This is a genomic window from Microbacterium sp. 5K110 (genome assembly GCF_005774735.1).
Lineage (GTDB): Bacteria > Actinomycetota > Actinomycetes > Actinomycetales > Microbacteriaceae > Microbacterium.
Window position 1 is genome coordinate 78,282 of sequence record NZ_VBUM01000002.1, and the last position, 21,758, is coordinate 100,039.

General features: G+C 70.4%; 15 protein-coding genes. 4 read left to right on the top strand and 11 right to left on the bottom strand.

Annotation, left to right across the window (positions count from 1 at the left end):
- Window positions 1-10: 10 nt before the first annotated feature.
- The 6 genes from FE256_RS01060 to gatC form a co-directional block, all read right to left on the bottom strand.
- The gene (locus FE256_RS01060) at window positions 11-604 is read right to left on the bottom strand and encodes a nucleoside/nucleotide kinase family protein (protein ID WP_252370860.1); all 594 of its coding nucleotides are present in this window, start codon (window positions 602-604) and stop codon (window positions 11-13) included.
- Entirely contained in the window at window positions 579-899 is a 321-nt protein-coding gene (locus tag FE256_RS01065) for a hypothetical protein (RefSeq protein ID WP_138172375.1), read from the bottom strand. The genes FE256_RS01060 and FE256_RS01065 overlap by 26 nt, the downstream gene beginning before the upstream one ends.
- 63 nt (window positions 900-962) lie before the next feature.
- Window positions 963-2,219: a DNA polymerase IV gene (locus tag FE256_RS01070; protein WP_138172376.1), complete on the bottom strand. Its 1,257-nt coding sequence runs from the start codon at window positions 2,217-2,219 to the stop codon at window positions 963-965.
- A gap of 263 nt (window positions 2,220-2,482) precedes the next feature.
- The gene (gatB, locus tag FE256_RS01075; RefSeq protein ID WP_138172377.1) at window positions 2,483-4,000 is read right to left on the bottom strand and encodes an Asp-tRNA(Asn)/Glu-tRNA(Gln) amidotransferase subunit GatB; all 1,518 of its coding nucleotides are present in this window, start codon (window positions 3,998-4,000) and stop codon (window positions 2,483-2,485) included.
- Entirely contained in the window at window positions 4,000-5,520 is a 1,521-nt protein-coding gene (gene gatA, locus FE256_RS01080) for an Asp-tRNA(Asn)/Glu-tRNA(Gln) amidotransferase subunit GatA (protein ID WP_138172378.1), read from the bottom strand. Before gatA ends, gatB begins: the two co-directional genes overlap by 1 nt.
- Complete coding sequence (gene gatC / locus FE256_RS01085) at window positions 5,517-5,816, bottom strand: Asp-tRNA(Asn)/Glu-tRNA(Gln) amidotransferase subunit GatC (protein ID WP_138172379.1); 300 nt, start codon at window positions 5,814-5,816, stop codon at window positions 5,517-5,519. Before gatC ends, gatA begins: the two co-directional genes overlap by 4 nt.
- A 60-nt stretch (window positions 5,817-5,876) precedes the next feature.
- Here gatC and FE256_RS01090 point away from each other — a divergent pair, with 60 nt between their 5' ends.
- Entirely contained in the window at window positions 5,877-7,565 is a 1,689-nt protein-coding gene (locus FE256_RS01090; RefSeq protein WP_138172380.1) for a long-chain-fatty-acid--CoA ligase, read from the top strand.
- A gap of 63 nt (window positions 7,566-7,628) precedes the next feature.
- Here FE256_RS01090 and ligA read toward each other — a convergent pair whose 3' ends face one another.
- From ligA to FE256_RS01105, 3 genes are all read right to left on the bottom strand, one after another.
- Window positions 7,629-10,070 (bottom strand): NAD-dependent DNA ligase LigA, encoded by a 2,442-nt coding sequence (gene ligA / locus FE256_RS01095; RefSeq protein ID WP_138172381.1) that lies wholly within the window; start codon window positions 10,068-10,070, stop codon window positions 7,629-7,631.
- Window positions 10,071-10,228: 158 nt separating this feature from the next.
- Complete coding sequence (gene mnmA, locus FE256_RS01100; RefSeq protein ID WP_138172382.1) at window positions 10,229-11,326, bottom strand: tRNA 2-thiouridine(34) synthase MnmA; 1,098 nt, start codon at window positions 11,324-11,326, stop codon at window positions 10,229-10,231.
- 9 nt (window positions 11,327-11,335) lie between these two features.
- Window positions 11,336-12,520: a cysteine desulfurase family protein gene (locus tag FE256_RS01105; RefSeq protein ID WP_138172383.1), complete on the bottom strand. Its 1,185-nt coding sequence runs from the start codon at window positions 12,518-12,520 to the stop codon at window positions 11,336-11,338.
- Between the two features lie 47 nt (window positions 12,521-12,567).
- Between FE256_RS01105 and glgX the strand changes: the two genes are divergently transcribed.
- The 3 genes from glgX to glgB all read left to right on the top strand — a co-directional run bounded on the left by glgX (window position 12,568) and on the right by glgB (window position 18,965).
- On the top strand, window positions 12,568-14,658 hold the full coding sequence (gene glgX / locus FE256_RS01110) for a glycogen debranching protein GlgX (protein ID WP_138172384.1): 2,091 nt from the start codon (window positions 12,568-12,570) through the stop codon (window positions 14,656-14,658).
- Between the two features lie 84 nt (window positions 14,659-14,742).
- Window positions 14,743-16,830, top strand: a complete 2,088-nt coding sequence (locus FE256_RS01115) for an alpha-1,4-glucan--maltose-1-phosphate maltosyltransferase (RefSeq protein ID WP_394529557.1) — start codon at window positions 14,743-14,745, stop codon at window positions 16,828-16,830.
- Entirely contained in the window at window positions 16,827-18,965 is a 2,139-nt protein-coding gene (gene glgB, locus FE256_RS01120; protein WP_138172385.1) for a 1,4-alpha-glucan branching protein GlgB, read from the top strand. The genes FE256_RS01115 and glgB overlap by 4 nt, the downstream gene beginning before the upstream one ends.
- Window positions 18,966-19,023: 58 nt before the next feature.
- Here the strand turns inward: glgB and FE256_RS01125 are convergent, their stop codons facing one another.
- Window positions 19,024-19,959, bottom strand: coding sequence for a tetratricopeptide repeat protein (locus FE256_RS01125; RefSeq protein ID WP_138172386.1), 936 nt, complete (start codon window positions 19,957-19,959; stop codon window positions 19,024-19,026).
- Window positions 19,956-21,758, bottom strand: coding sequence for a DUF8094 domain-containing protein (locus tag FE256_RS01130; protein ID WP_171024133.1), 1,803 nt, complete (start codon window positions 21,756-21,758; stop codon window positions 19,956-19,958). The genes FE256_RS01125 and FE256_RS01130 overlap by 4 nt, the downstream gene beginning before the upstream one ends.

The window sequence follows — 21,758 nt, forward strand, 5'->3', positions numbered from 1 at the left end:
GCCCTCTTCGCTACGGCAGGCAGAGGACCAGCGACGCGAGCGTCTGCGGCTCGTCGCGCACGAGGTGCTCGTCTTCTTGCTTCGCCCATCGCTCCCAGTGCGGACGATACGTGTCACCGTCGCGGTGCAAGGCACGGTCCTTCCGCGAGCGATCCGGTGCGTCCAGCCACACGCGGACGTCCGCCAAAGGGGCTGCGGCAGCGGTCAACAGCCCCGATCCCTCGACGACGAGCGGGAGCGACGGATCCACCGCATGAGCCTCGGCACGTTCGCCGGCCTCCCAGTCCCAGCGCTGCCACACGCCGATCGTCCCCTTCGCGTGCGGGAGCAGGATCGTCTCGCGCGCATAGCGCGCACCGTCGGCCAGCCCGTCCCACCCCGGGTAGAGATCGTCGAGCGCCACCAGCTGCACACGACCCCGGCCGGGCCACGTGCTCACCAATCGCCGGGCCAGAGAGCTCTTTCCCGCGCCGCTGCGACCGTCGATGAGCACCACCGGATTGGCCGCCCCCACCGCCGCCACGCGCGCCGAGACAGCCCCGACCGCGACGGTCAGGGCCTCGTCGAGGGGATCGGCGCTACTTCTTGAGGGCGCGGATGACACGGCTGAGGGCGCGACCGGCGACCCACACGAAGGGAATCGCGACGGCGAGCAGCGACACCAGGTTCGGGTCGAAGCGCAAGTCGTCACCGCGGCGGATGTAGGCACCCAGGGGCAACGTGTAGCCGCCGCCCCCGCCGCCGCCGTTGCCCTGCTCGTCGGAGCCCCCGCCGAAACCGGCCCAGGTCAGGGCGACGGGGACGATGCGCACGCCGTCGACGTCCTGCTGCTCTCCGTAGGCGGACGTGACGCCGAAGCTGGTGGCCTGCTTGCCGAGTTCCAATGCGATGTTGGGCATGTCCCCACCGTACCGGGCACCACCGACGAGGCCCAGGGGCGTTGCGTCCGAGACGCCGCCGTGTCAGTGCTCGTACGAAGGTCGCGGATTCGTCGGCAGCGCTCCCCCACCGCGGGCGGGGCCCAGGAGCGAACCGCGCGTCACGGCGCCGCGGCCGAACCGCGCGGCCGCGCCGTCGAGCGCGCCCTCGACGCGGCGCCATTCGGCGTCGTCGTCCCACAGCGTCGCCGCCATCGCCGTGGGCCGCAGCTTCTCGCCGCGCACCCCGACGAGTCGAACCGCCTGGCGACGGTCGATCCCGTCGAACAGCTCGATGGCCGCGTCGCCGATCCGCTGGCCGACCGACGTCGGTTCCGTGAGCGTGCGGGAGCGGCTGAGGGTCGTGAAATCGCTGAAGCGGACCTTGATCGAGATCGTGGAGGCCTCGAACTGCTGGCTGCGCAGCCGCGCGCCCACGCGGTCGGCGAGGCGCCGCATCTCGACGTGCAGCGTGGCGGTGTCGGAGATGTCGGTGTGGAAGGTCTCTTCGTGGCCGACGCTCTTCTCGACCCGCCCGGTGTGCACCTCACGGGCGTCGATGCCGCGCGCGAGGTGCCAGATGCGTTCGCCCATCGCCGAACCGAGCACCTTCTCGAGCGCGGGGCGTGGGGTGTCGAGGACATCGGCGATGAGGCGGATGCCGCGAGACTCCAGGGCTTCGGCCGCTTTCGGCCCGACGCCCCACAGCGCACGCACGGAGCGTGGACGCAAGAAGGCCTCGGTGTCGGCCTCGGCCACGACCAGCAGCCCGTCGGGCTTGGAGATCGTCGAAGCCATCTTCGCGACGTGTTTGGTCGCGGCCACGCCGATACTGCACGTCAGGCCCGTCCTCTCCTTCACACGCGCGCGCAGATCGCGTGCGATGGTGCCGGGGCTGCCCCACAGCCGTCGTGCTCCTCGGACGTCGAGGAACGCCTCGTCGATCGACAGGGGCTCCACCAGGGGCGTGATCTCGTCGAAGATCGCCATGACCTGACGGGACATCTCGGTGTAGCGCGAGTAGGGCGGATTGACCACGATCGCCGTCGGACACATCCGCAGCGCGATCGCGACGGGCATCGCCGACTTCACCCCGTAGCGGCGCGCCTCGTACGACGCGCTCGAGACGACACCCCGCCCTTCGGATCCGCCGATGATGAGCGGCTTGCCCGCGAGAGACGGGTCGTCGAGCACCGCCACCGAGGCGAAGAACGCGTCCATGTCGACGTGGAGGATGCCGGTGCCCGTGTCGTCGGCACCGGCCGGCGAGACGATGCGTCCCGTACCGTCTCCGCGTCCCATGGCATCCATTCTCCCCCGGGCCTCCGACATCGTGGGCCCGGGGTGCGGAAGCGCCAGTGCGACGTGCGTAGTCTCAGCGATTCGCGCAACCTCAGTCGATGGCGCGCGCGCCTCACGGAGTTCGCGCGAATCACCGAGTTTCCGCGCGCGCCCTCGCCGCTCATCGCCTCGGCACGACGCGAGACCCGTTGCGGCAGCCCGGGAACGACGGATGCCACGGCCCACCGATGCGCGACCGGTGATGCCGTGGCATCCGGGGTGTCCTATTGCGCGGCGGCGCGCTCCAGTACGAGCTCGCGCACGCGCGCGGCGTCGGCCTGGCCCTTCATCGCCTTCATGACGGCGCCGATGACCGCACCAGCGGCCTGCACCTTGCCGTCGCGGATCTTCGCGAGCACGTCGGGCTGCGCGGCGAGGGCGTCGTCGATCGCGGCGATCAGTGCGCCGTCGTCGGAGACCACGGCGAGGCCCCGAGCATCGACGACCTCTTGCGGAGTGCCCTCGCCGGCGATGACGCCCTCGAGCACCTGGCGCGCGAGCTTGTCGGTGAGCGTTCCGGCGTCGACCAGCTGCTGCAGCGCGGCGACGTTCTGCGGGCTGACGAGGTCTGCCGGCTCCCGCTCTTCGGCGTTCGCGATGCGGCTGATCTCGCTCAGCCACCACTTGCGGGCGGCGGCGGGCGTGGCGCCCGCGGCGACGGTGGCTTCGACCTCGTCGAGCAGGCCGGCGTTGACGACGCCCTGGAAGTCGATGTCGGCGAAGCCCCAATCGGCCTTTAGGCGGCGACGCCGTGCGGCCGGCGGCTCCGGCAGAGCGGCGCGCAGTTCCTCGATGAGCTCGGGCGCGGGAACCACGGGGAGCAGATCGGGCTCCGGGAAGTAGCGGTAGTCGTCGGCATCCGACTTGGGGCGACCCGGCGACGTACGTCCTGTGTCTTCGTGCCAGTGCCGCGTCTCCTGCGTGATCGTGCCGCCCTTCGCGAGAATCGCGGCCTGTCGCTGGATCTCGTACCGCACGGCGCGCTCGACCGACCGCATCGAGTTGACGTTCTTCGTCTCGGTGCGGGTGCCCAGCTTCTGTTGACCGCGGGGGCGCAGCGACACGTTCGCATCGCAGCGGAGGTTGCCGCGTTCCAGACGCGCCTCGGAGATACCGAGAGCCCGCACGATGTCGCGGATCGTCGCGACGTACGCCTTCGCCAGCGCCGGAGCTGCGTGCTCGGCGCCGAAGATCGGCTTCGTCACGATCTCGACTAGCGGCACACCCGCACGGTTGTAGTCGACGAGCGAGTACTCCGCGCCCTGGATGCGGCCGGTGGCTCCACCCATGTGCGTGAGCTTGCCCGCATCTTCTTCCATGTGCGCGCGCTCGATCGGCACGGTGACGATCGTGCCGTCTTCGAGTTCGACCTCGACCGAGCCCTCGAAGGCGATCGGCTCGTCGTACTGCGAGATCTGGTAGTTCTTGCCGAGGTCGGGGTAGAAGTAGTTCTTCCGTGCAAAGCGGCTGGACGGCGCGATCGAACAACCGAGGGCCAGGCCCAAGCTGATCGACGAACGGATCGCCTCGGCGTTGACGACCGGCAACGCGCCCGGCAGGCCCATGTCGACCGGCGCGACGAGGGTGTTGGGGGCGGCGGCGTGGTTCGCCTCGTTCGCGGGGTTCGGCGCGGCCGAGAACATCTTGGTCGCGGTGTTCAGCTCGACGTGCACCTCGAAACCGAGGACGGGCTCGAACATCTCGAGCGCCTCGTCGAAGTCCATTAGCGCATCTTTCGCCATCAGCGCGACGCTCCGTTCGTGAGAGAGGGGGCCTGATCCAGGAGCGGACCGCCCCACTGGTCGACCAGCAGTGCCTCGAGCGCGGCGCCGACGCGGTACAGACGGGCGTCTTCGCGCGCGGGGGCGAGGAACTGGATGCCGACGGGCAGACCATCTTCCGCGGCCAGTCCGCTCGGGATCGAGATGCCGGGGACCCCCGCGAGGTTCGCGGGAATCGTCGTCACGTCGTTGAGGTACATCTGGAGCGGGTCGTCGATCTTCTCGCCCAGGCGGAACGCGGTCGTCGGTGCCGAGGGAGTGGCGATGACGTCGACCTCGGCGAAGGCGGCGTCGAAGTCCTGCTGGATGAGCGTGCGCACCTTCTGGGCGCTGCCGTAGTAGGCGTCGTAGTACCCCGCGGACAGCGCGTATGTGCCCAGGATGATGCGGCGCTTGACCTCGGGGCCGAAGCCCGCGTCGCGCGTGGCGGCCATGACGTTCTCGACCGTGGGGGTGCCCTGCGGCGTGACGCGCAGACCGAAGCGCACCGAGTCGAACTTCGCCAGGTTGCTGGACGCCTCGGCGGGGAGGATCAGGTAGTACGCGGCGACGCCGTATTCGAAGTGCGGCGCGCTGATCTCGACGATCTCGGCGCCCTGCGCCTCCATCGCGGCGAGCGACGCGCGGAAGGAGTCGGAGACGCCCTTCTGGAAACCGCGGTCGTCGAGTTCGCGGATGACGCCGACCTTGAGGCCCTTCAGCACCTCGCCGGTCGCACCCTCGCGGGCGGCGGCGGCGAAGGACGGCCACGCGTCGGACAGCGACGTCGAGTCGTGCGGGTCGTGGCCGCCGATGACGTCGTGCAGGAGGCCGGAGTCGAGCACGGTGCGCGTCACGGGTCCGACCTGATCGAGGCTGGATGCCAGGGCGATCGCGCCGTAACGGCTGACTCCGCCGTAAGTCGGCTTCACGCCCACCGTGCCGGTCACGTGCGCGGGCTGACGGATCGAACCGCCCGTGTCGGAGCCGAGCGCGAGGGGGGCCTCGAAGGCGGCGACGGCCGCGGCCGAGCCACCGCCCGAGCCACCGGGGATCCGATCGAGGTCCCACGGGTTGCGCGTGGGACCGTACGCCGAGAACTCCGTCGACGACCCCATGGCGAACTCGTCCATGTTCGTCTTGCCGAGCGGCACGAGCCCCGCCGCACGGGAGCGCGCGACGACCGTGGCGTCGTAGGGCGACATGTAGCCCTCGAGGATCTTCGATCCGCTGGTCGAGGGCATGTCGGTCGTGACCAGGACGTCCTTGACGGCCAAGGGCACACCCGCGAGCTCGCCGAGCTGCTCGCCGGCCGCGCGGCGGCGGTCGATGTCGGCCGCGACGTCGAGGGCGTGGTCGCTCACGTGGAGGAAGGCGTGGACGTCGCCGTCGACGGCGGCGATGCGGTCGAGGTGCGCCTGCGTCGCCTCGACGCTCGACACCTCTTTCTCGGTCAGTGCGGCGGCGAGGTCGGCGGCGCTCAGGCGCGTGAGATCGGTCACCGCTCCTCCCCCAGGATCGCGGTCACCCGGAACCGGCCGTCGGCCTGGTCGGGAGCATTCTGCAGCACCTCGTCGCGGGTGAGCGTGACGCCCACGACATCGGGGCGGAAGACGTTGTTCAGTGGAATCGGGTGGCTCGTCGCGACGACGTCGGGCGTTGCCACCTCGGACACCTTGGCGATGTTGTCGACGATGGCATCCAGCTGCCCGGTGAGGCGTTGCACCTCGTCGTCGCTCAACTGGATCCGAGCGAGCACACCGAGATGGCGCACGAGATCAGGGGTGATTTCAGACACCCGGCAAGTCTAGTTCGCGACCACCGCGCGCCGAGACCCACCCCCACCTACGCTGGAGCGGTGACGAGCTTCGAACCGCCTCGCCCCTGGACCGCCAGCTATGCCCCCGGAGTCCCGGAGGACCTCGACCCGCAGTCGGGGTCGCTCGTCGACATCCTCGACGCGTCCACCCGCGACTACCCCGACGCCCCGGCGTTGGAGTTCTTCGGCCGCGAGACCACGTACGCCGAGTTGTCGGCCGAAGTCGCCCGCGCCGCGGCGGCTCTCGCCGCGTACGGTGTCCGCGCCGGCGATCCGGTCGCGATCGTGCTGCCCAACTGCCCGCAGCACATCGTCGCGTTCTACGCCGTCCTGCGGCTCGGCGCCGTCGTCGTCGAGCACAACCCGCTCTACACCCCGCGCGAGCTGCGGAAGCAGTTCGAGGACCACGGCGCGAAGCACGCGATCGTGTGGAGCAAGGTCGTGGCCACGGTGCAGGAGTTCCCCGCCGATCTGCAGATGGACACACTCATCTCGGTCGACGTGACGCAGGCCATGCCGTTGCGCATGCAGGTCGCGCTTCGTCTGCCCATCGCCAAGGCGCGCGAGGCACGCGCCGCCCTCACCGAGAAGACCTCGGATGCCACCCCCTGGGCCGAGGTGGTGCGACACGATCCGCTGCCCGAGGCTCACCCACGGCCGACCGAAACCGATCTCGCGATCATCCAGTACACGAGCGGCACGACCGGCATGCCGAAGGGCGCGATGCTGTCGCACGCGAACCTTCTCTCCAACGCCGCACAGTCGCGCGCGTGGGTGCCGTCGATCGTGCGGGGCCAGGGGTGCGTCGTCTACGCCGTGCTCCCGATGTTCCACGCCTACGGCCTGACCCTCTGCCTGACCTTCGCGATGTCGATGGGCGCGCGCCTGGTGCTGTTCCCGAAGTTCGATCCCGATCTGGTGCTCGCGGTGACGAAGAAGCACCCGGCGACGTTCCTGCCCCTTGTGCCGCCGATCGCAGAGCGTCTGCTCGCCGCCGCGGAGGCCCAGGGGGTGTCGCTCGCCGGGACCGAGATCGCGATCTCCGGCGCGATGGCACTCCCCCACGATCTCGTGGTGCCGTTCGAGAAGGCCACGGGCGGATACCTCGTGGAGGGCTACGGGCTCAGCGAGTGCTCCCCCGTGCTCATGGCCAACCCGGTCGCCGAGAACCGTGTCCCCGGCACCGTGGGGCTGCCGCTTCCCGGCACGGAGTGCCGCGTCGTCGATCCGGATGATCCCCGAACGGATGTCGAGCCGGGCGGACGCGGCGAGCTGCTCGTGCGCGGTCCGCAGGTGTTCTCGGGCTATTACGGCAAGCCGGAAGAGACCGACGCGGTGTTCGTGGATGGATGGTTCCGCACCGGCGACATCGTCACGATCGACGACGGCGGCTTCGTCCGCGTCGTCGACCGCATCAAGGAGCTCATCATCACGGGCGGCTTCAACGTCGCGCCCACCGAGGTCGAGAACGTTCTGCGCCAGCACCCCGCCGTCGCCGATGTGGCCGTCGTGGGCATTCCCAGCGATCACTCCGGCGAGGACGTGGTCGCGGCGGTCGTTGCCGCACCCGGCTCCGACCTCGACCCCGAAGAGGTGCGGACCTTCGCGCGGGGCATCCTGACGCCGTACAAAGTGCCCCGGCGCGTCGTGGTCGTCGACGAGCTGCCGAAGTCGCTGATCGGCAAGGTGCTGCGGCGCCAGGTCAAGGAGCGCCTGCTGTCGCACTGACCGCCGTTCCCGAACGGGCCGGTGGATCATCCGCCGGCCCCTCTGCGTCGGGGCTCGGCGGGATCAGCCCTCCGGCACCGGATCGGCCTGTTCGTCCGCCGGATCGGCCGGTTCGTCGACCCGTGCGGGCAGGGCGTCCGGCCCCTGAGTGACGAGCACGTGGAAGGCCGCGGCATCCAAGATCCGGAGCCCGAGCTCTTCGGCCTTGGCGAGCTTCGACCCGGCCCCGGGACCGGCCGCGACGAAGTCGGTCTTCTTGGACACGCTCGAGGCTGCTTTGCCGCCCGCCTGGATGATCGCCTCTTGCGCCCCCTCGCGGGTGTAGCCGTCGAGTGAGCCGGTGGCCACGACGGTGAGACCGGCGAGGACTCCTCCGGCCGCCGCCGCGGCGCCGGGACCAGGGTGCCCGGGGATGGCGAAGCGCACTCCGGCCGCGGCCCAGCGCTCCACGATCTCGCGATGCCAGTCCACCTCGAACCAGTCGATCACGGCATCGGCGATGATCCCGCCGACGCCCTCGACCGCGGCGAGCTCGTCACGAGACGCCGCGCGGATGGCATCCAATGACCCGAACCACTGCGCGAGGGCGCGTGCGGCGACGGGGCCGACGTGGCGGATGTTCAGCGATACGAGGAGACGCCAGAGATCTTTGGTCTTGGCCTTCTCGAGCTCGGCCACGAGCTTCACGGCCTGCTCGGACGGGAGCACCTCGCGGTGGTCTTTCCGGATGCCGCGGCGGCGGCGCTCGGCGGGATCGAGGTCTTCGGTTCCGGGGGGATACGTCGCGGGCCCGAGCTTCTGGAACGGCGCGCGACGGACCTCGTCGCCGGTCTTCTCGTCGATCTTGCGCTCGCCGGTCTCGGCATCGCGGACGACGACCTCGATGGGGACGAGTTGTTCGACGGTGAGGTCGAACAGTCCCGCCTCGGTGTCGAGCGGAGGTTCGGCGGGGACGTCGGGCTGTGTCAGCGCGGCCGCGGTCACCTCACCGAGTGCCTCGATGTCGAGGGCCCCGCGGGAGCCGATGTGCTCGACACGTCCGCGCACTTGCGCCGGGCACGAGCGAGCGTTGGGGCACCGGAGGTCGATGTCGCCCTCTTTCGCGGGACGCAGTGGTGTGCCGCACTCGGGGCAGTTCGTCGGCATCACGAACGCGCGCTCGGTGCCATCGCGCAACTCGACGACGGGGCCGAGGACCTCGGGGATGACGTCACCGGCCTTGCGCAGCACCACGGTGTCGCCGATGAGCACGCCCTTGACCTTGACGACGTCCTGGTTGTGCAGTGTGGCCTGCCGCACGACGCTCCCGGCCACCCGCGCGGGCTCCATCACGGCGAACGGCGTCGCGCGCCCCGTGCGCCCCACCGAGACGACGATGTCGAGGAGCTTCGTGTTCACCTGCTCGGGCGGGTACTTGTAGGCGATCGCCCAGCGCGGCGCGCGACTGGTGGCGCCGAGCTCGTCGTGCAACGCCAGTTCGTCGACCTTCACCACGACGCCGTCGATCTCGTGCTCGACGTCATGGCGGTGGTCGCCGTAGTGCGCCACGAACGCCAGCACCCCGTCGACGGAGGGCTCTACGCGGCTGTACGGCGAGGTGGGCAGGCCCCACGACTTCAGGAGGTCGTAGACCTCGCTCTGCGCGGCGACCGGCGGATCGGGCCACGCGCCGATGCCGTGCACGTAGAGCGCGAGGGACTCGATGCGGGCGAGACCGGCCTCGAGCTCGAGCCCCGTCTTCTTCTCGATCTGCTGCCGCAAGCCGCCGCTGGCGGCGTTGCGCGGATTGGCGAACGCCGGGAAACGGCGGGCCGCGGCCACCTCCGCCTTGTCCTCGTCGAAGGCCTTCACGCCCCCGCGACGCGCCGCGGCGCGCTCCCGCGCCTCGGCGACCGCGCGCCCCCGGTACTCCCCCTGGAGTCGATTGAGGTTCTCGAACGCGGCGACGGGGATGAAGACCTCACCGCGCACCTCGACGAGAGCGGGATGTCCCTCGCCCGAGAGCTCACGCGGGATGCCGGCGACCCGCAATGCGTTGTCGGTGACGATCTCGCCGACGCGCCCGTCGCCGCGAGTGGCCGCAGAGGTCAGCACCCCGTTCTCGTACCGCAGGCTGATCGCGAGACCGTCGATCTTGAGCTCGCTGAGCCACTGCACGGGTCGACCGGCGGAGGCCTGGGTCTTGACGGCCCAGTCGCGAAGCTCGTCGGCGGAGAAGACGTTGTCGAGGCTCAGCATCCGCTCGGCGTGCTCGATCGTCACGAGATCGGTCGCCTCGGCCGCACCCACCGACTGCGTGGGGCTGTCCTGCCCCTGCAGCTCGGGGTGGAGCCGCTCGATCGCCTCGAGCCGGTGCATCCACCTGTCGTAGGTCGCGTCGTCGACGAGCTCGGCATCCCGACCGTAGTAGGCGTCGCGCGCCCCCAGGATGCGCTGCGTCAGGTCGTCGACCTCGGCGCGCGCGTCGTCGAGGGTCAGATCGGGAAGCTGAGCGTGCTCGGTCACGCGTCCAGCTTAGGGACGGCCCCCGACATCACCTGCGGGGGTTGCCGCGCGGACACGTGCGGGAGGAGATTCCGGGAGCGGAGGACGGATGTCGCGCTGGACCGTCCTCCCTTCGCCGAAACTCCTCCGTTGCCCGAAGGCGCGACGGTGTCGTCGGCTCACGCCTCGACGGGAACCGCCGATACCGTGCGGTCGATCGTGAACTGCCCGATCACGCGCGTGCCGTCGTACAGCACGGCGGTCTGTCCGGGCGCGACGCCGTCGAACGGCTCCGCGGGCCGCACCGTCACGACGCCGTCTTCGAGCACCGCCGACGCGGGCACCGGATCCGCGTGGGCACGGATCTGGACGTGGCAGTCGAACGTGGCGGACGCGGGCGCACGGCCCGCCCAGGTGAAGCGCTCCCCCGCGATCTCGGCACACGCCAGTGCCTCTTTCGGGCCCACCACCACGGTGTTGTTCACCGGACGCACCTCGAGGACGAACCGGGGCTTGCCGTCGGCCGCGGGAACACCGAGCTGCAGTCCGCGCCGCTGTCCGACGGTGAATGCGTGCGCCCCCTCGTGCGTGCCGACGACGGCGCCGGCGCGGTCGAGGATCTCGCCGCGCTCGGCGCCCACCTTGTCGGCGAGCCAGCCGCGCGTGTCGCCGTCCGGGATGAAGCAGATGTCATGGCTGTCGGGCTTCTGCGCGACCGACAGCCCGCGCTCCTCGGCCTCCGCCCGCACGACGGCCTTCGAGGGCGTCGTTCCGAGCGGGAAGTACGTGTGCGCGAGCTGTTCGGCGGTGAGGACACCGAGAACGTAGGACTGGTCCTTCGCGGCATCCGAGGCCCGGTGGAGTTCGCGCCCCCGGGGAGTGTCGACGAGGGTGGCGTAGTGCCCGGTGCACACCGCGTCGAAACCGAGCTCGAGCGCACGCTCCAGGAGCGCGGCGAACTTGATCTTCTCGTTGCAGCGCATGCACGGGTTCGGGGTGCGGCCGGCGCGGTACTCCGACACGAAGTCGTCGATGACGTCGTCGCGGAACCGCTCCGAGAAGTCCCACACGTAGAACGGGATGCCGAGCTTGTCCGACGCGCGTCGAGCGTCCATGGCGTCCTCGATCGTGCAGCAGCCACGGCTGCCGGCACGCAGCGTCCCTCCGGCGCGCGAGAGCGCGAGGTGCACACCGACGACGTCGTGCCCCGCCTCCACCGCGCGGGCCGCAGCCACCGCGGAGTCCACACCACCGCTCATCGCCGCAAGAACTCGCATCGTCCCAGTCTACGAACCACCCGCTGAACGGGCGCCGGATGCCACGGCCCGCTCGTACGCGGACGGAAGCGCCGCCAGCAGCGCGTCGACATCGGCGTCGGTCGACGTGCGTCCGAGCGTCAGGCGCAGCACCGATCGCGCGGCGCGGTCGTCGAGGCCCAGAGCGAGCACCACGTGAGACGGTTCGGCGACACCGGCTTGGCACGCCGACCCCGTCGAGACGGAGATGCCCGCCATGTCGAGCAGGAACAGCAGCGTCTCGCCCGCTGCCCCCGGGAACAGCAGATGGGCGTTGCCCGGCAGGCGGTCGGCCGGGTCGCCGAGCAGGCGCGCGGCCGGAACCGCCCCCAGGATGCCGCGGACCATCCGTTCACGCAGCGCCCCGAGCCGGGCCGACTCGCGCGCACGCTCCGCCTCGGACGCCACGGCCGCCGCCGCGAACGCCGCGGCCCCCGCGGCATCCTGCGTCCCGGCGCGGAGCCCGCGCTGCTGCCCCCCGCCGTGGACCAACGGCGTCATGCGCGCATGGCGAGACACGACCGCCGCGCCGACACCGATCGGACCGCCGACCTTGTGGGCCGACACCGACATCGCCACCAGGCCGTGCGCGCCGCTCCCCTCCCCGCGCCAGCGCGCGAAGTCGACGTCGACGTGTCCGAGGGCCGACACGGCGTCGAGGTGGAGGGGCACGCCGGCCGCCCCCGCCGCGCGCGCCAGGCCCGCGGCATCCTGGATGGTCCCGACCTCGTTGTTGGCCACGAGCGCCGTCGCGAGGGCTGCCCCGGGCAGCGCCGCGGCGAAGGCGTCGACAGGGATGCGCCCGAACGCGTCGAGGCCGACAGGCCGCACGCGCGCCCCGCCCTCGGCTACCAGCCACCCCACGGTGTCGAGCGTCGCGTGATGCTCCCCGTCGGGCAGCACCACGGCGTCGGTCGCGGCCGCGCGCGACCACCAGAGACCCTTGAGCGCGAGATTCGCCGCCTCGGTCCCACTCGAGGTCAGCACGACCTCGATCGGCTGACATCCGAGCACGTCGGCGAGCTGCTCGCGGGCATCCTCGAGCAGACGCCGCGCGGCCTGTCCGGCGCCGTGGATCGAGGACGGGTTGCCCAGCACCTCGTGGGCCGAAAGCCACGCGTCCCGGGCTTCGGGTCGAAGCGGGGTGGTGGCCGCGTGGTCGAGATAGACCGGCATTCGCCCTCCCCGGTGTCCCGTGCGTGTCCTTCACTACCCTAGGACGCATGGTCCCACCCGAAGCGGCCCTCTCGCTGCGCCCTGCCCTCCTCGCCTCGTCTCTCGACGACCTCGGCGTGCGGCTCGGCCCCGACGGCGGAACCCTGCGGGTGTGGTCGGCGAACGCCGACACGATGCACCTGGTGGTCTTCGACGACGTCGACCTCGATTGGGCCGTCGAGACGCTCCCGATGACCCGCGTCGGCGACAGCGTGTTCGAGGCATCCACTCCGCTCCTGCGCCCGGGGGCGCGCTACGCGGTGCGGGCGGGCGGTCCGCTGGGTCCCGGCAACACCTTCAACCCGCAGTCGCTGCTCATCGAGCCGTATTCGCGGGGCCTGGTCTCGGGCGGCTTCGGCGACTGGCGGTCGGTGGTCGTCGACGGCGGGTTCGATTGGGGCGGAGTGACCAAGCCCCGGGTGCCGATGGACCGCACCGTCATCTACGAGGGCCACGTGAAGGGCCTCAGCAAGCGGCATCCGCACGTGCCTCCGGCCCTCCACGGCACGTATGCCGGTCTCGCCCACCCGGCGATGATCGAGCACTTCCGCTCGCTGGGCATCACCAGCGTCGAGCTCCTGCCCGTCCACGCGTTCGCCACCGAACCGCGCCTGCTGCAGCTCGGGCTGACCAACTACTGGGGCTACAACTCGCTGAACTTCTTCACACCGCACGCCGGCTACGCCACCGCCGCGAGCCGCGCCGAGGGGCCGGAGGCGGTGCTCCGGGAGTTCAAGGGAATGGTCAAGCTCCTGCACGAAGCCGGCCTCGAGGTGATCCTCGACGTGGTCTACAACCACACCGCCGAAGAGGGCATCGGCGGTCCGCGCACGGGTCTGCGCGGCCTGGACAACCGTTCGTACTACCGGCAGACCGACGAGGGCGCGTACATCGACGAGACCGGGTGCGGCAACGCCGTGAACACGGCGACGGATGCCGCGGCGCGTCTCGTGCTCGACTCGTTGCGGTATTGGGCGAACGACGTCCAGATCGACGGGTTCCGGTTCGACCTGGCCGTGACGCTCGGTCGCGATGAGCACCACTCCTTCACTCCCGATCACCCCCTGCTGCAGGCCATCCGCGACGACGAGCGCCTGGCGGGGACCAAGCTCATCGCCGAGCCGTGGGACGTCGGAATGGGCGGCTGGCAGACCGGCAACTTCGGCGACGGCTGGCACGAGTGGAACGACCGGTACCGCGACCGGGTGCGCAACTTCTGGCTCAGCGACATCGACTACGCCCGTCGCGCCGACACGGCACCGGTGGGTATCGGCGGCTTCGCGACGCGCCTGGCGGGGTCGTCCAACACGTTCTCCGAGGAACGCGGGCCGCTCGCGAGCGTCAACTTCGTCACTGCCCACGACGGCTTCACGCTGCGCGATCTGGTGTCGTACGACGTCAAGCACAATCTCGGCAACGGCGAGCAGAACCGCGACGGCGCCGACACGAACCGTTCCTACAACCACGGCGCCGAAGGAAAGACGGACGACCCGCGCATCCTCGCCACGCGCCGCAAGGCGATGCGCAACCTCCTGGGCACGCTGCTGCTCTCGGCGGGCGTGCCGATGATCACGGCGGGCGACGAGATGGGGCGCACCCAGCGCGGCAACAACAACGCCTACTGTCACGACTCGTCCCTCACCTGGCTCTCGTGGGACCTCGCCCCGTGGCAGCAGGACCTCTTCGCCCACACGCAGCGGCTCCTCGCCCTGCGGCGCGAGAATCCGGCGTTGCGTCCCCGCCATTTCGCCCGCCTCGGCGAACGCATCCCGTCCGCGTCGGTGATGGACTGGTTCGACGAGCACGGCGAGACGATGTCGAGCGAGCGCTGGACGAATCCCTCCCACCGGACGCTGCAGTACCTCGCCACCTCGACGCCGGAGGACGAGGATCTCAATCGCATCCTGCTCGTCGTGCACGGCAACGAGCGCCCCGTCGAGGTGACGCTCCCGGTCCTGGGCGACGACGTCGAGTACGTCTCGCTGTGGTCGAGCGCCGACGAATCCCCCCAGCACGACGCGCCCCGCTTCCTCCCCGGAGATATCGTCCCGTTGGCGGAGACGTCCATGCGTCTGTTCCGCGTCGACGCCCGCGACTGAGCACGGTGCCTCCGACTCGCCGACCTGTCAAGACCCGGGGCAAGCCCTGCGGGAACGTCGTCCCCCCACGGTAGGTTCGGACTCGTGGCCACCACGACGACGATCCCCTCGCCCGTTTCCCCCTGGCGCAGTGGCGCCTCGATCCCGGTGCGTCCGGTCAAACCGACGCTCTCGACGAAGGGGGTCGTGACTCCGCGCATCCCCTTGGCGCTCCCCCATCCGCAGGTGCCGGGCGGACGGTTCCGACCGTCGGCTTTCGTCGGCGAGGCCGTCCCGTTCACCGTCACGGCCTTCCGCGAAGGGCACGACCGCATCGGCGTCCACGTACGTCTGTTCTCGCCCTCGGGCGACGAGTCCCTGCACCGCCTGTCGCCGCTCAACGACGGCTTCGACCGGTGGAGCACCCTGGTCGCTCCGCTCGAGCAGGGCGTGTGGCGGTTCCGCTTCGAGGCGTTCGCCGATGACTTCGCCACGTGGGAGCACGCCGCCGACGTCAAGATCGCCGCCGGCGTCGACGCGGCGCTCATGCGCGAGATGGGCGCGCAGCTGTTCGACCGCGCCCGCGGAGAGAAGAAGCGTCCCGGCAGCGACAAAGACCTGCTGTACGCCGCCGCTCGGACGCTGCGCGACCCCGACACCCACGACGACATCGCGCTCCAGGTCGTACGGGACCCCGAGATCGCGGCTCTGTTCGCCGCCCGGCCCATGATGAGCCTCGTGTCCGTCGGGAAGGACGCTGAGCTCCTCGTCGAGCGCGAGCGCGCCGGTGTGGGCGCCTGGTACGAGTTCTTCCCCCGCTCCGAGGGCGCCACGCGCGCCGAGGACGGATCCGTGATCAGCGGGACGTTCCGCACCGCCGTCGACCGACTCCCCGGCGTGGCCGGCATGGGCTTCGACGTCCTGTACCTCCCGCCGATCCACCCGATCGGCGAACGCAACCGCAAGGGTCCGAACAACACCCTCGTGACGGCCCCCGGCGACCCGGGGTCCCCGTGGGCCATCGGCGGACCGGCGGGTGGTCACGACACCGTGCACCCCGACCTCGGCACTCTCGAGGACTTCCGCGCCTTCGTCGTCGCGGCGCGTGAGAACGGCATCGAGGTCGCGCTCGACCTGGCCCTGCAGGCCTCACCCGACCACCCCTGGGTGACCGAGCACCCGGAGTGGTTCACGACCCTCCCCGACGGCTCGATCGCCTACGCCGAGAACCCGCCGAAGAAGTACCAGGACATCTACCCGGTGAACTTCGACAACGATCCCGACGGCATCCGCGCCGAGGTCCTGCGCATCGTCCGCCACTGGATCGCCCAGGGCGTGCGCATCTTCCGCGTCGACAACCCTCACACGAAGCCCCTGCAGTTCTGGGAGTGGCTGATCGCCACGGTCAGCGCCGAAGACCCCGACGTCGTGTTCCTCGCCGAGGCCTTCACACGTCCGGCGCCGCTGCAGGGACTCGCGATGGCCGGTTTCCAGCAGAGCTACACGTACTTCACCTGGCGGAACACGAAGGAGGAGCTCGAGGAGTTCTTCGCCGGCCTCGCCCACGACACGGCCGACTTCCTGCGTCCGAACCTGTTCGTCAATACGCCCGACATCCTCACCGAGTACCTGCAGTTCGGAGGACGTCCGGCGTACAAGATCCGCGCCGCCCTCGCCGCCACCGCGGCTCCGACGTACGGCGTCTACGCCGGCTACGAGCTGTACGAGAACGTCGCGCGTCCGGGGTCCGAAGAGAACATCGACAACGAGAAGTACGAGTACAAATTCCGCGACTGGTCCGGTGCCGAAGCGTCCGGCGACTCCCTGGCGCCCTATCTGCGCCGACTCAACGGCATCCGCCGCGACCACCCCGCGCTGCTCCAGCTGCGCAATCTCCACGTGCAGTGGAGCGACGACGACGCCATCCTCGTCTACGCCAAGCACCTGGATGCCGCTCTGTCGCCGACCGGCGCGTCGGACACGATCATCGTCGTGGCCAACGTCGACCCGCACTCCGCACGCGAGACGACGGTCCACCTCGACACCACGCTCTGGGGCGTCGAACCGGGCGCGCCGTTCGAGGTCGAAGACCTCGTGACCGGCCAGGTCTGGACGTGGACCGACCACAACTTCGTGCGCCTGGACGCATTCGCCGAACCCGTGCACATCCTGCACGTGAAGGAGACACGATGACCGCTCTTCCCCCGGAACTCCTGGATGCCGTCGCCCACGGCGCCCACCACGACCCGCACAGCGTCCTCGGCGTGCACGAGACCGCGGACGGGTGGGTCATCCGCACGCGTCGGCCCCTCGCGCGTGAGGTGGTGGCCCGGTTCGACGACGACTCGACCCTCGCTCTCACGCACGTGCGCTCCGGCGTCTGGGAGGGACGCGTTCCCACCTCCCCCGGCCGCTACCGGGTGCACGCGACCTACGACGGCGGCGGCGACCATCTCGCCGACGACGGCTATCGCCACGCGCCGTCGGTCGGCGAGCTCGACCTGCACCTGATCTCGGAGGGGCGCCACGAAGAGCTGTGGCGCGTGCTCGGCGCGCACGTGCGCGAGCTCGACGCGTCTGCGGGCACGGCGTTCACCGTGTGGGCGCCCGACGCCCGCGCCGTGCGCGTCATCGGCGACTTCAACGGGTGGGACGGCTCGGGCAGTGCGATGCGCTCGATGGGCGGAAGCGGCGTCTGGGAGCTCTTCCTCCCCGAGGTCGGTGTCGGAGCGCGCTACAAGTTCGAGATCCTCACCCGCGCAGGAGCCTGGATCCAGAAGGCCGATCCGATGGCCCGCCTCGCCGAAGTCCCCCCGGCCACCGCCTCCGTGGTGACCGCGTCCGACTACCGCTGGGCGGACGACGAGTGGATCGAGGAGCGATCGACCACCGCGCCGATCGACCGGCCCATGTCGATCTACGAACTGCACTTCGCGTCGTGGCGCCCGGGCCTGTCGTACCGTGACGGGGCCGACGAGATCATCGACTACGTCACCGCCCAGGGATTCACGCACGTCGAGTTCCTCCCACTGTCCGAGCACCCGTTCGGCGGGTCGTGGGGCTATCAGGTCTCGGGCTACTACGCCCCCACCAGCCGTTTCGGCGACCCCGACGATCTCCGGTACCTGATCGACCGTCTGCACCAAGCGGGCATCGGCGTGATCATGGACTGGGTCCCCGGTCACTTCCCCAAGGACGAGTTCGCTCTCGCGCGATTCGACGGCGAGCCGCTCTACGAGCACCCCGACCCCCGCCGCGGCGAGCACAAGGACTGGGGCACGCTCATCTTCGACTACGGCCGCAACGAGGTGCGCAACTTCCTCGTCGCCAACGCGCTGTACTGGTTCGAGGAGTTCCACGTCGACGGACTGCGCGTGGATGCCGTGGCATCCATGCTCTACCTCGACTACTCCCGCAACGACGGCGAGTGGGCCCCGAACCAGTTCGGTGGGCGCGAGAACCTCGAGGCCATCCGGTTCCTGCAGGAAGTCAACGCCACCGCGTACAAGCGATACCCGGGCATCGCCATGATCGCCGAGGAGTCGACCAGCTTCCCGGGGGTCACCGCGCCCACGGGCCACGCCGGCCTCGGGTTCGGCTTCAAGTGGAACATGGGCTGGATGAACGATTCGCTCCAGTACATCGCGCGCGACCCCATGTATCGCTCGCACCACGAGGGCGAGCTGTCGTTCTCGTTCGTGTATGCGTTCAGCGAGAACTTCATCCTCCCTATCAGCCACGACGAGGTCGTGCACGGCAAGGGGAGCCTCTTCGGGCGGATGCCGGGCGACCACTGGCAGAAGCTCGCGAACATGCGGGCGTTCCTGGCCTACATGTGGGGTCACCCCGGCAAGCAGCTGCTGTTCATGGGCCAGGAGTTCGGCCAGATGTCGGAGTGGTCGGAGTCGCGCGGTCTGGATTGGTGGATGCTCGACCAACCCTCGCACGCGCAGCTGCACTCGTTCGTCGCGGAGCTGAACCGGGTCTACCGCGCGCACGCCCCCCTGTGGTCGCGCGACCACGACGGAGCCGCGTTCTCGCGCCTGGGCGCTCCGGCGTGGAACCCCAACGTCCTCGCCTTCGCCCGCCGCGACCACCACGGCAACACGGTCGCCGTGGTGTGCAACTTCTCCGGCGTCCCGCTCGGCGACTTCCCCCTCGATCTGCCTGAGGCCGGCACGTGGACGGAAGTGCTCAACAGCGATGCCGAGGCGTTCGGCGGCTCGGGTCAGGGCAACCTCGGCTCGGTCACGACCGACGCCCGCGGGAGCGCCGTCCTCACGGTTCCGCCGCTCGGCGTCCTCTGGCTGCACCACCGCGCCGGCTGACACCGCGCACCGCGAGACGACGAAGGCCCTGTCCGGAGACAGGGCCTTCGTCGTTCGGTCAGAACAAGAGGGATGCCAGGCGCGAACGAGCCCGGATGACGCGGGCGTCCTCATCGCCGACGAGACCGAAGAGCTCCAGCAGGCGCTCACGCACCGGGGCACGACTCTCGGACGGCAGCGAGGCGAACAGGTCGAGCAGCCGCGCGAAGGCGTCGTCGACGTGTCCGCCGGCGACGTCGAGGTCGGCCACGAGGAACTGGGCCTCGAAGTCGGTCGGTGCCGCGGCTGCGGCGGCCCGTGCGGCCTGCAGATCGGCACCCTGCACGCGGTCGAGCAGCCGCACCTGACCGAGCCCGGCGCGCGCGTCGGCGTCGCGGGGGTTCTCTTCGAGGGCGCGCTCGTAGGCCGCGATGGCGCGGGGGTAGTCGCCCTCTTCGATGGCGGCGAACGCTTCGGCATGCAGGGGCGGCAGAGGGGTCTCGGCGGGTTCCTCCGCGGCGTCCTCCGCACCCTCGACGGGCACCGTACCGGTGACGCCGTGCTGCGCGGCGAGCTGCAGCAGCTGGGCGAACACCTCGCGCACCTGCTGTTCGGGGACCGCGCCGGTGAACAGCGGCACGGGCTGACCGGCCACGAGGGCCACGACCATGGGGATGGACTGCGCGCGGAAGCCCTGAGCGAGCTGCGGGTTGGCGTCGACGTCGACCTTCGCCAGCACGACCTTGCCCGCCAGCTCGGTGACGACCTTCTCGAGAACAGGGCTCAGTTGCTTGCACGGGCCGCACCACTCGGCCCACAGGTCGACGACGACCGGCACGCTGCGTGAGAGCTCAAGGACCTGAGGGAACGACGCGTCGGTGACGTCGGACACCAGCGACGCAGGAGCAGCCGCGGACGCACCTGCGGCGGACTCGGCGGGCGGCTGCGGACGGTTGCGCAGCGACGACAGGTCGACGGCGCCGCGCAGGACGGATCCGGGGGTGGGAGTGCTCACGGGGACACCTTCGCTTCGAGGAGGCTGGAACGGTAGCCCAGGAGCCGGATCTTGTCGTCCGATCCCTGGCTGGGCACGTAGAAGAAGATCTGGTCGGAGTAGGTCGTGGTGAAGCCCGTCGCCGACTGGTCGACGCCGGTCAGTGCCTTCACCGCGGGGTTGTTGTCGAGCTTGATGACGGCATCCGCGTTCGTCGGCTTGGCGGTGTCGCTCTCGTATACATTCACCGCGACGATCGCACCGGTGTCGAGAGTCGCGAGGGCGATGGGCGACGCGGGGCCCGCGGAAGCCGCGAAGCTGATCTCGGCGGTGCCCTGGCCCGTCTGGTTCAGCTCATCCGTGCGCTTGCGCTTGTTGTCCTCGATCGCCGGCAGGAGCAGGTCGTTCGCAGTGTCGAACAAAGCCCACGACGCGCTGTTCTGACCGTTGTTGATCAGATCGGCGTACGCCGCGGCCACCTTGTCCGGGGCCATGACGAGGAATGAGGAGTCCGGCGGCACCTGCGTCGCCCCCACGTAAGGAGCGGCCAGTTCCGGCAGGTTTGTGGATGCCTCGAGGTTGCCGATGTACGACACGCGGTACTCCGACCACGGGTCGTCCTGAGTCATCATCATGATCGACGTCGTGGGGGCGGCGGTGTCGCCGGACTCGACCACGGTCATCACGGTGCGCGGCCAGCCGCCCGTCGTCTGCGGCAGGATGATCTGCACCGGATCCGCGGGAATCGCCGGAAGCGCCGGGCGATCCGGGAGGGCGGCGCGCAGGGTGTAGTTGGTCTTGCGCTCGGCCAGGGCCGGTCCGGTCAGGCGCGTCTCGGCCGCGGCGACGTCGAGGGCGGCGTCGGCCTGGCCCACGGTCGTGGCGATGCGCGAGACGATGCTCTCGGCCTGCGACTCGGTGACCACGGGCGGGAACTGTCCCTCGGGCACGATGACGGTAGGTGTCGGACTGGGGCTCTCGCTCGCAGCGAGCTGAGGCCAGGCGTCCGCGGAGCAGCCGGCGAACAGAGCCGCCGACAGACCCAGCGCCGGGACGGCGATCAATACACGGCGCTGGGGTCCCCACGGCCGGCGGCCCCGAGCATCCGGCGACGAGCTGATCACGCCCTTCTCAGCGGCGTCGGCATCGGCGATCGAGATCGGTTCGGTGACCGGCAGGGGCAAGCCCTTGCGGCGCGGGCGGCGCGATCGCCGGACGTGTCGGATGCCGAGCAGATACAGCACGATGCCCGCGAGGAGCGCGACGGCTCCCCCGGCGATCAACGGCCCCGCCCACGGAGTCGAGTTGTCGATGGGCCACGTGAGCGTGACGTCGGAAGGGGCCGGAGCGGTCCCGTCGCTCGCGACGAGCACACTCATGTCGGCCGGCAACTGCAGCGTCGTCGCGAGCGATCCGGTCTGCTGGAACTCATCGAGCCACAGGTCGGAGCCCGCGGGTGTGCGTGCGGCGGTCGCCTCTGTCGCGGGGCTCGTGGTCGACGCGCGCACGAGACCCGTCGCGACGGCGTTCTCGGCACCGAGCGTCACGGCCGTGTAGGGGACGTCGGCGAGCCAGGCCCGCATGTCGGCGGTGCGACCGTACGAGACGAAGACCTCGCCGTCGCCGACCACGCGGAGCGATTGCGCCCCCGGCAGGCTGCCGAGGACCGCGCCGTCGATCAGCGTGTACGCCGTCGAACCGTCGGTCTGAATCGTCTCCGTGGCCTCGGAAGGCCCCTGGAAGACGGTGCGCTGAGCGATGCCCGCGCCGATCATGGCAGCGGCGATGACGAACGCCACCACGGCCCAGACGAATCTCAC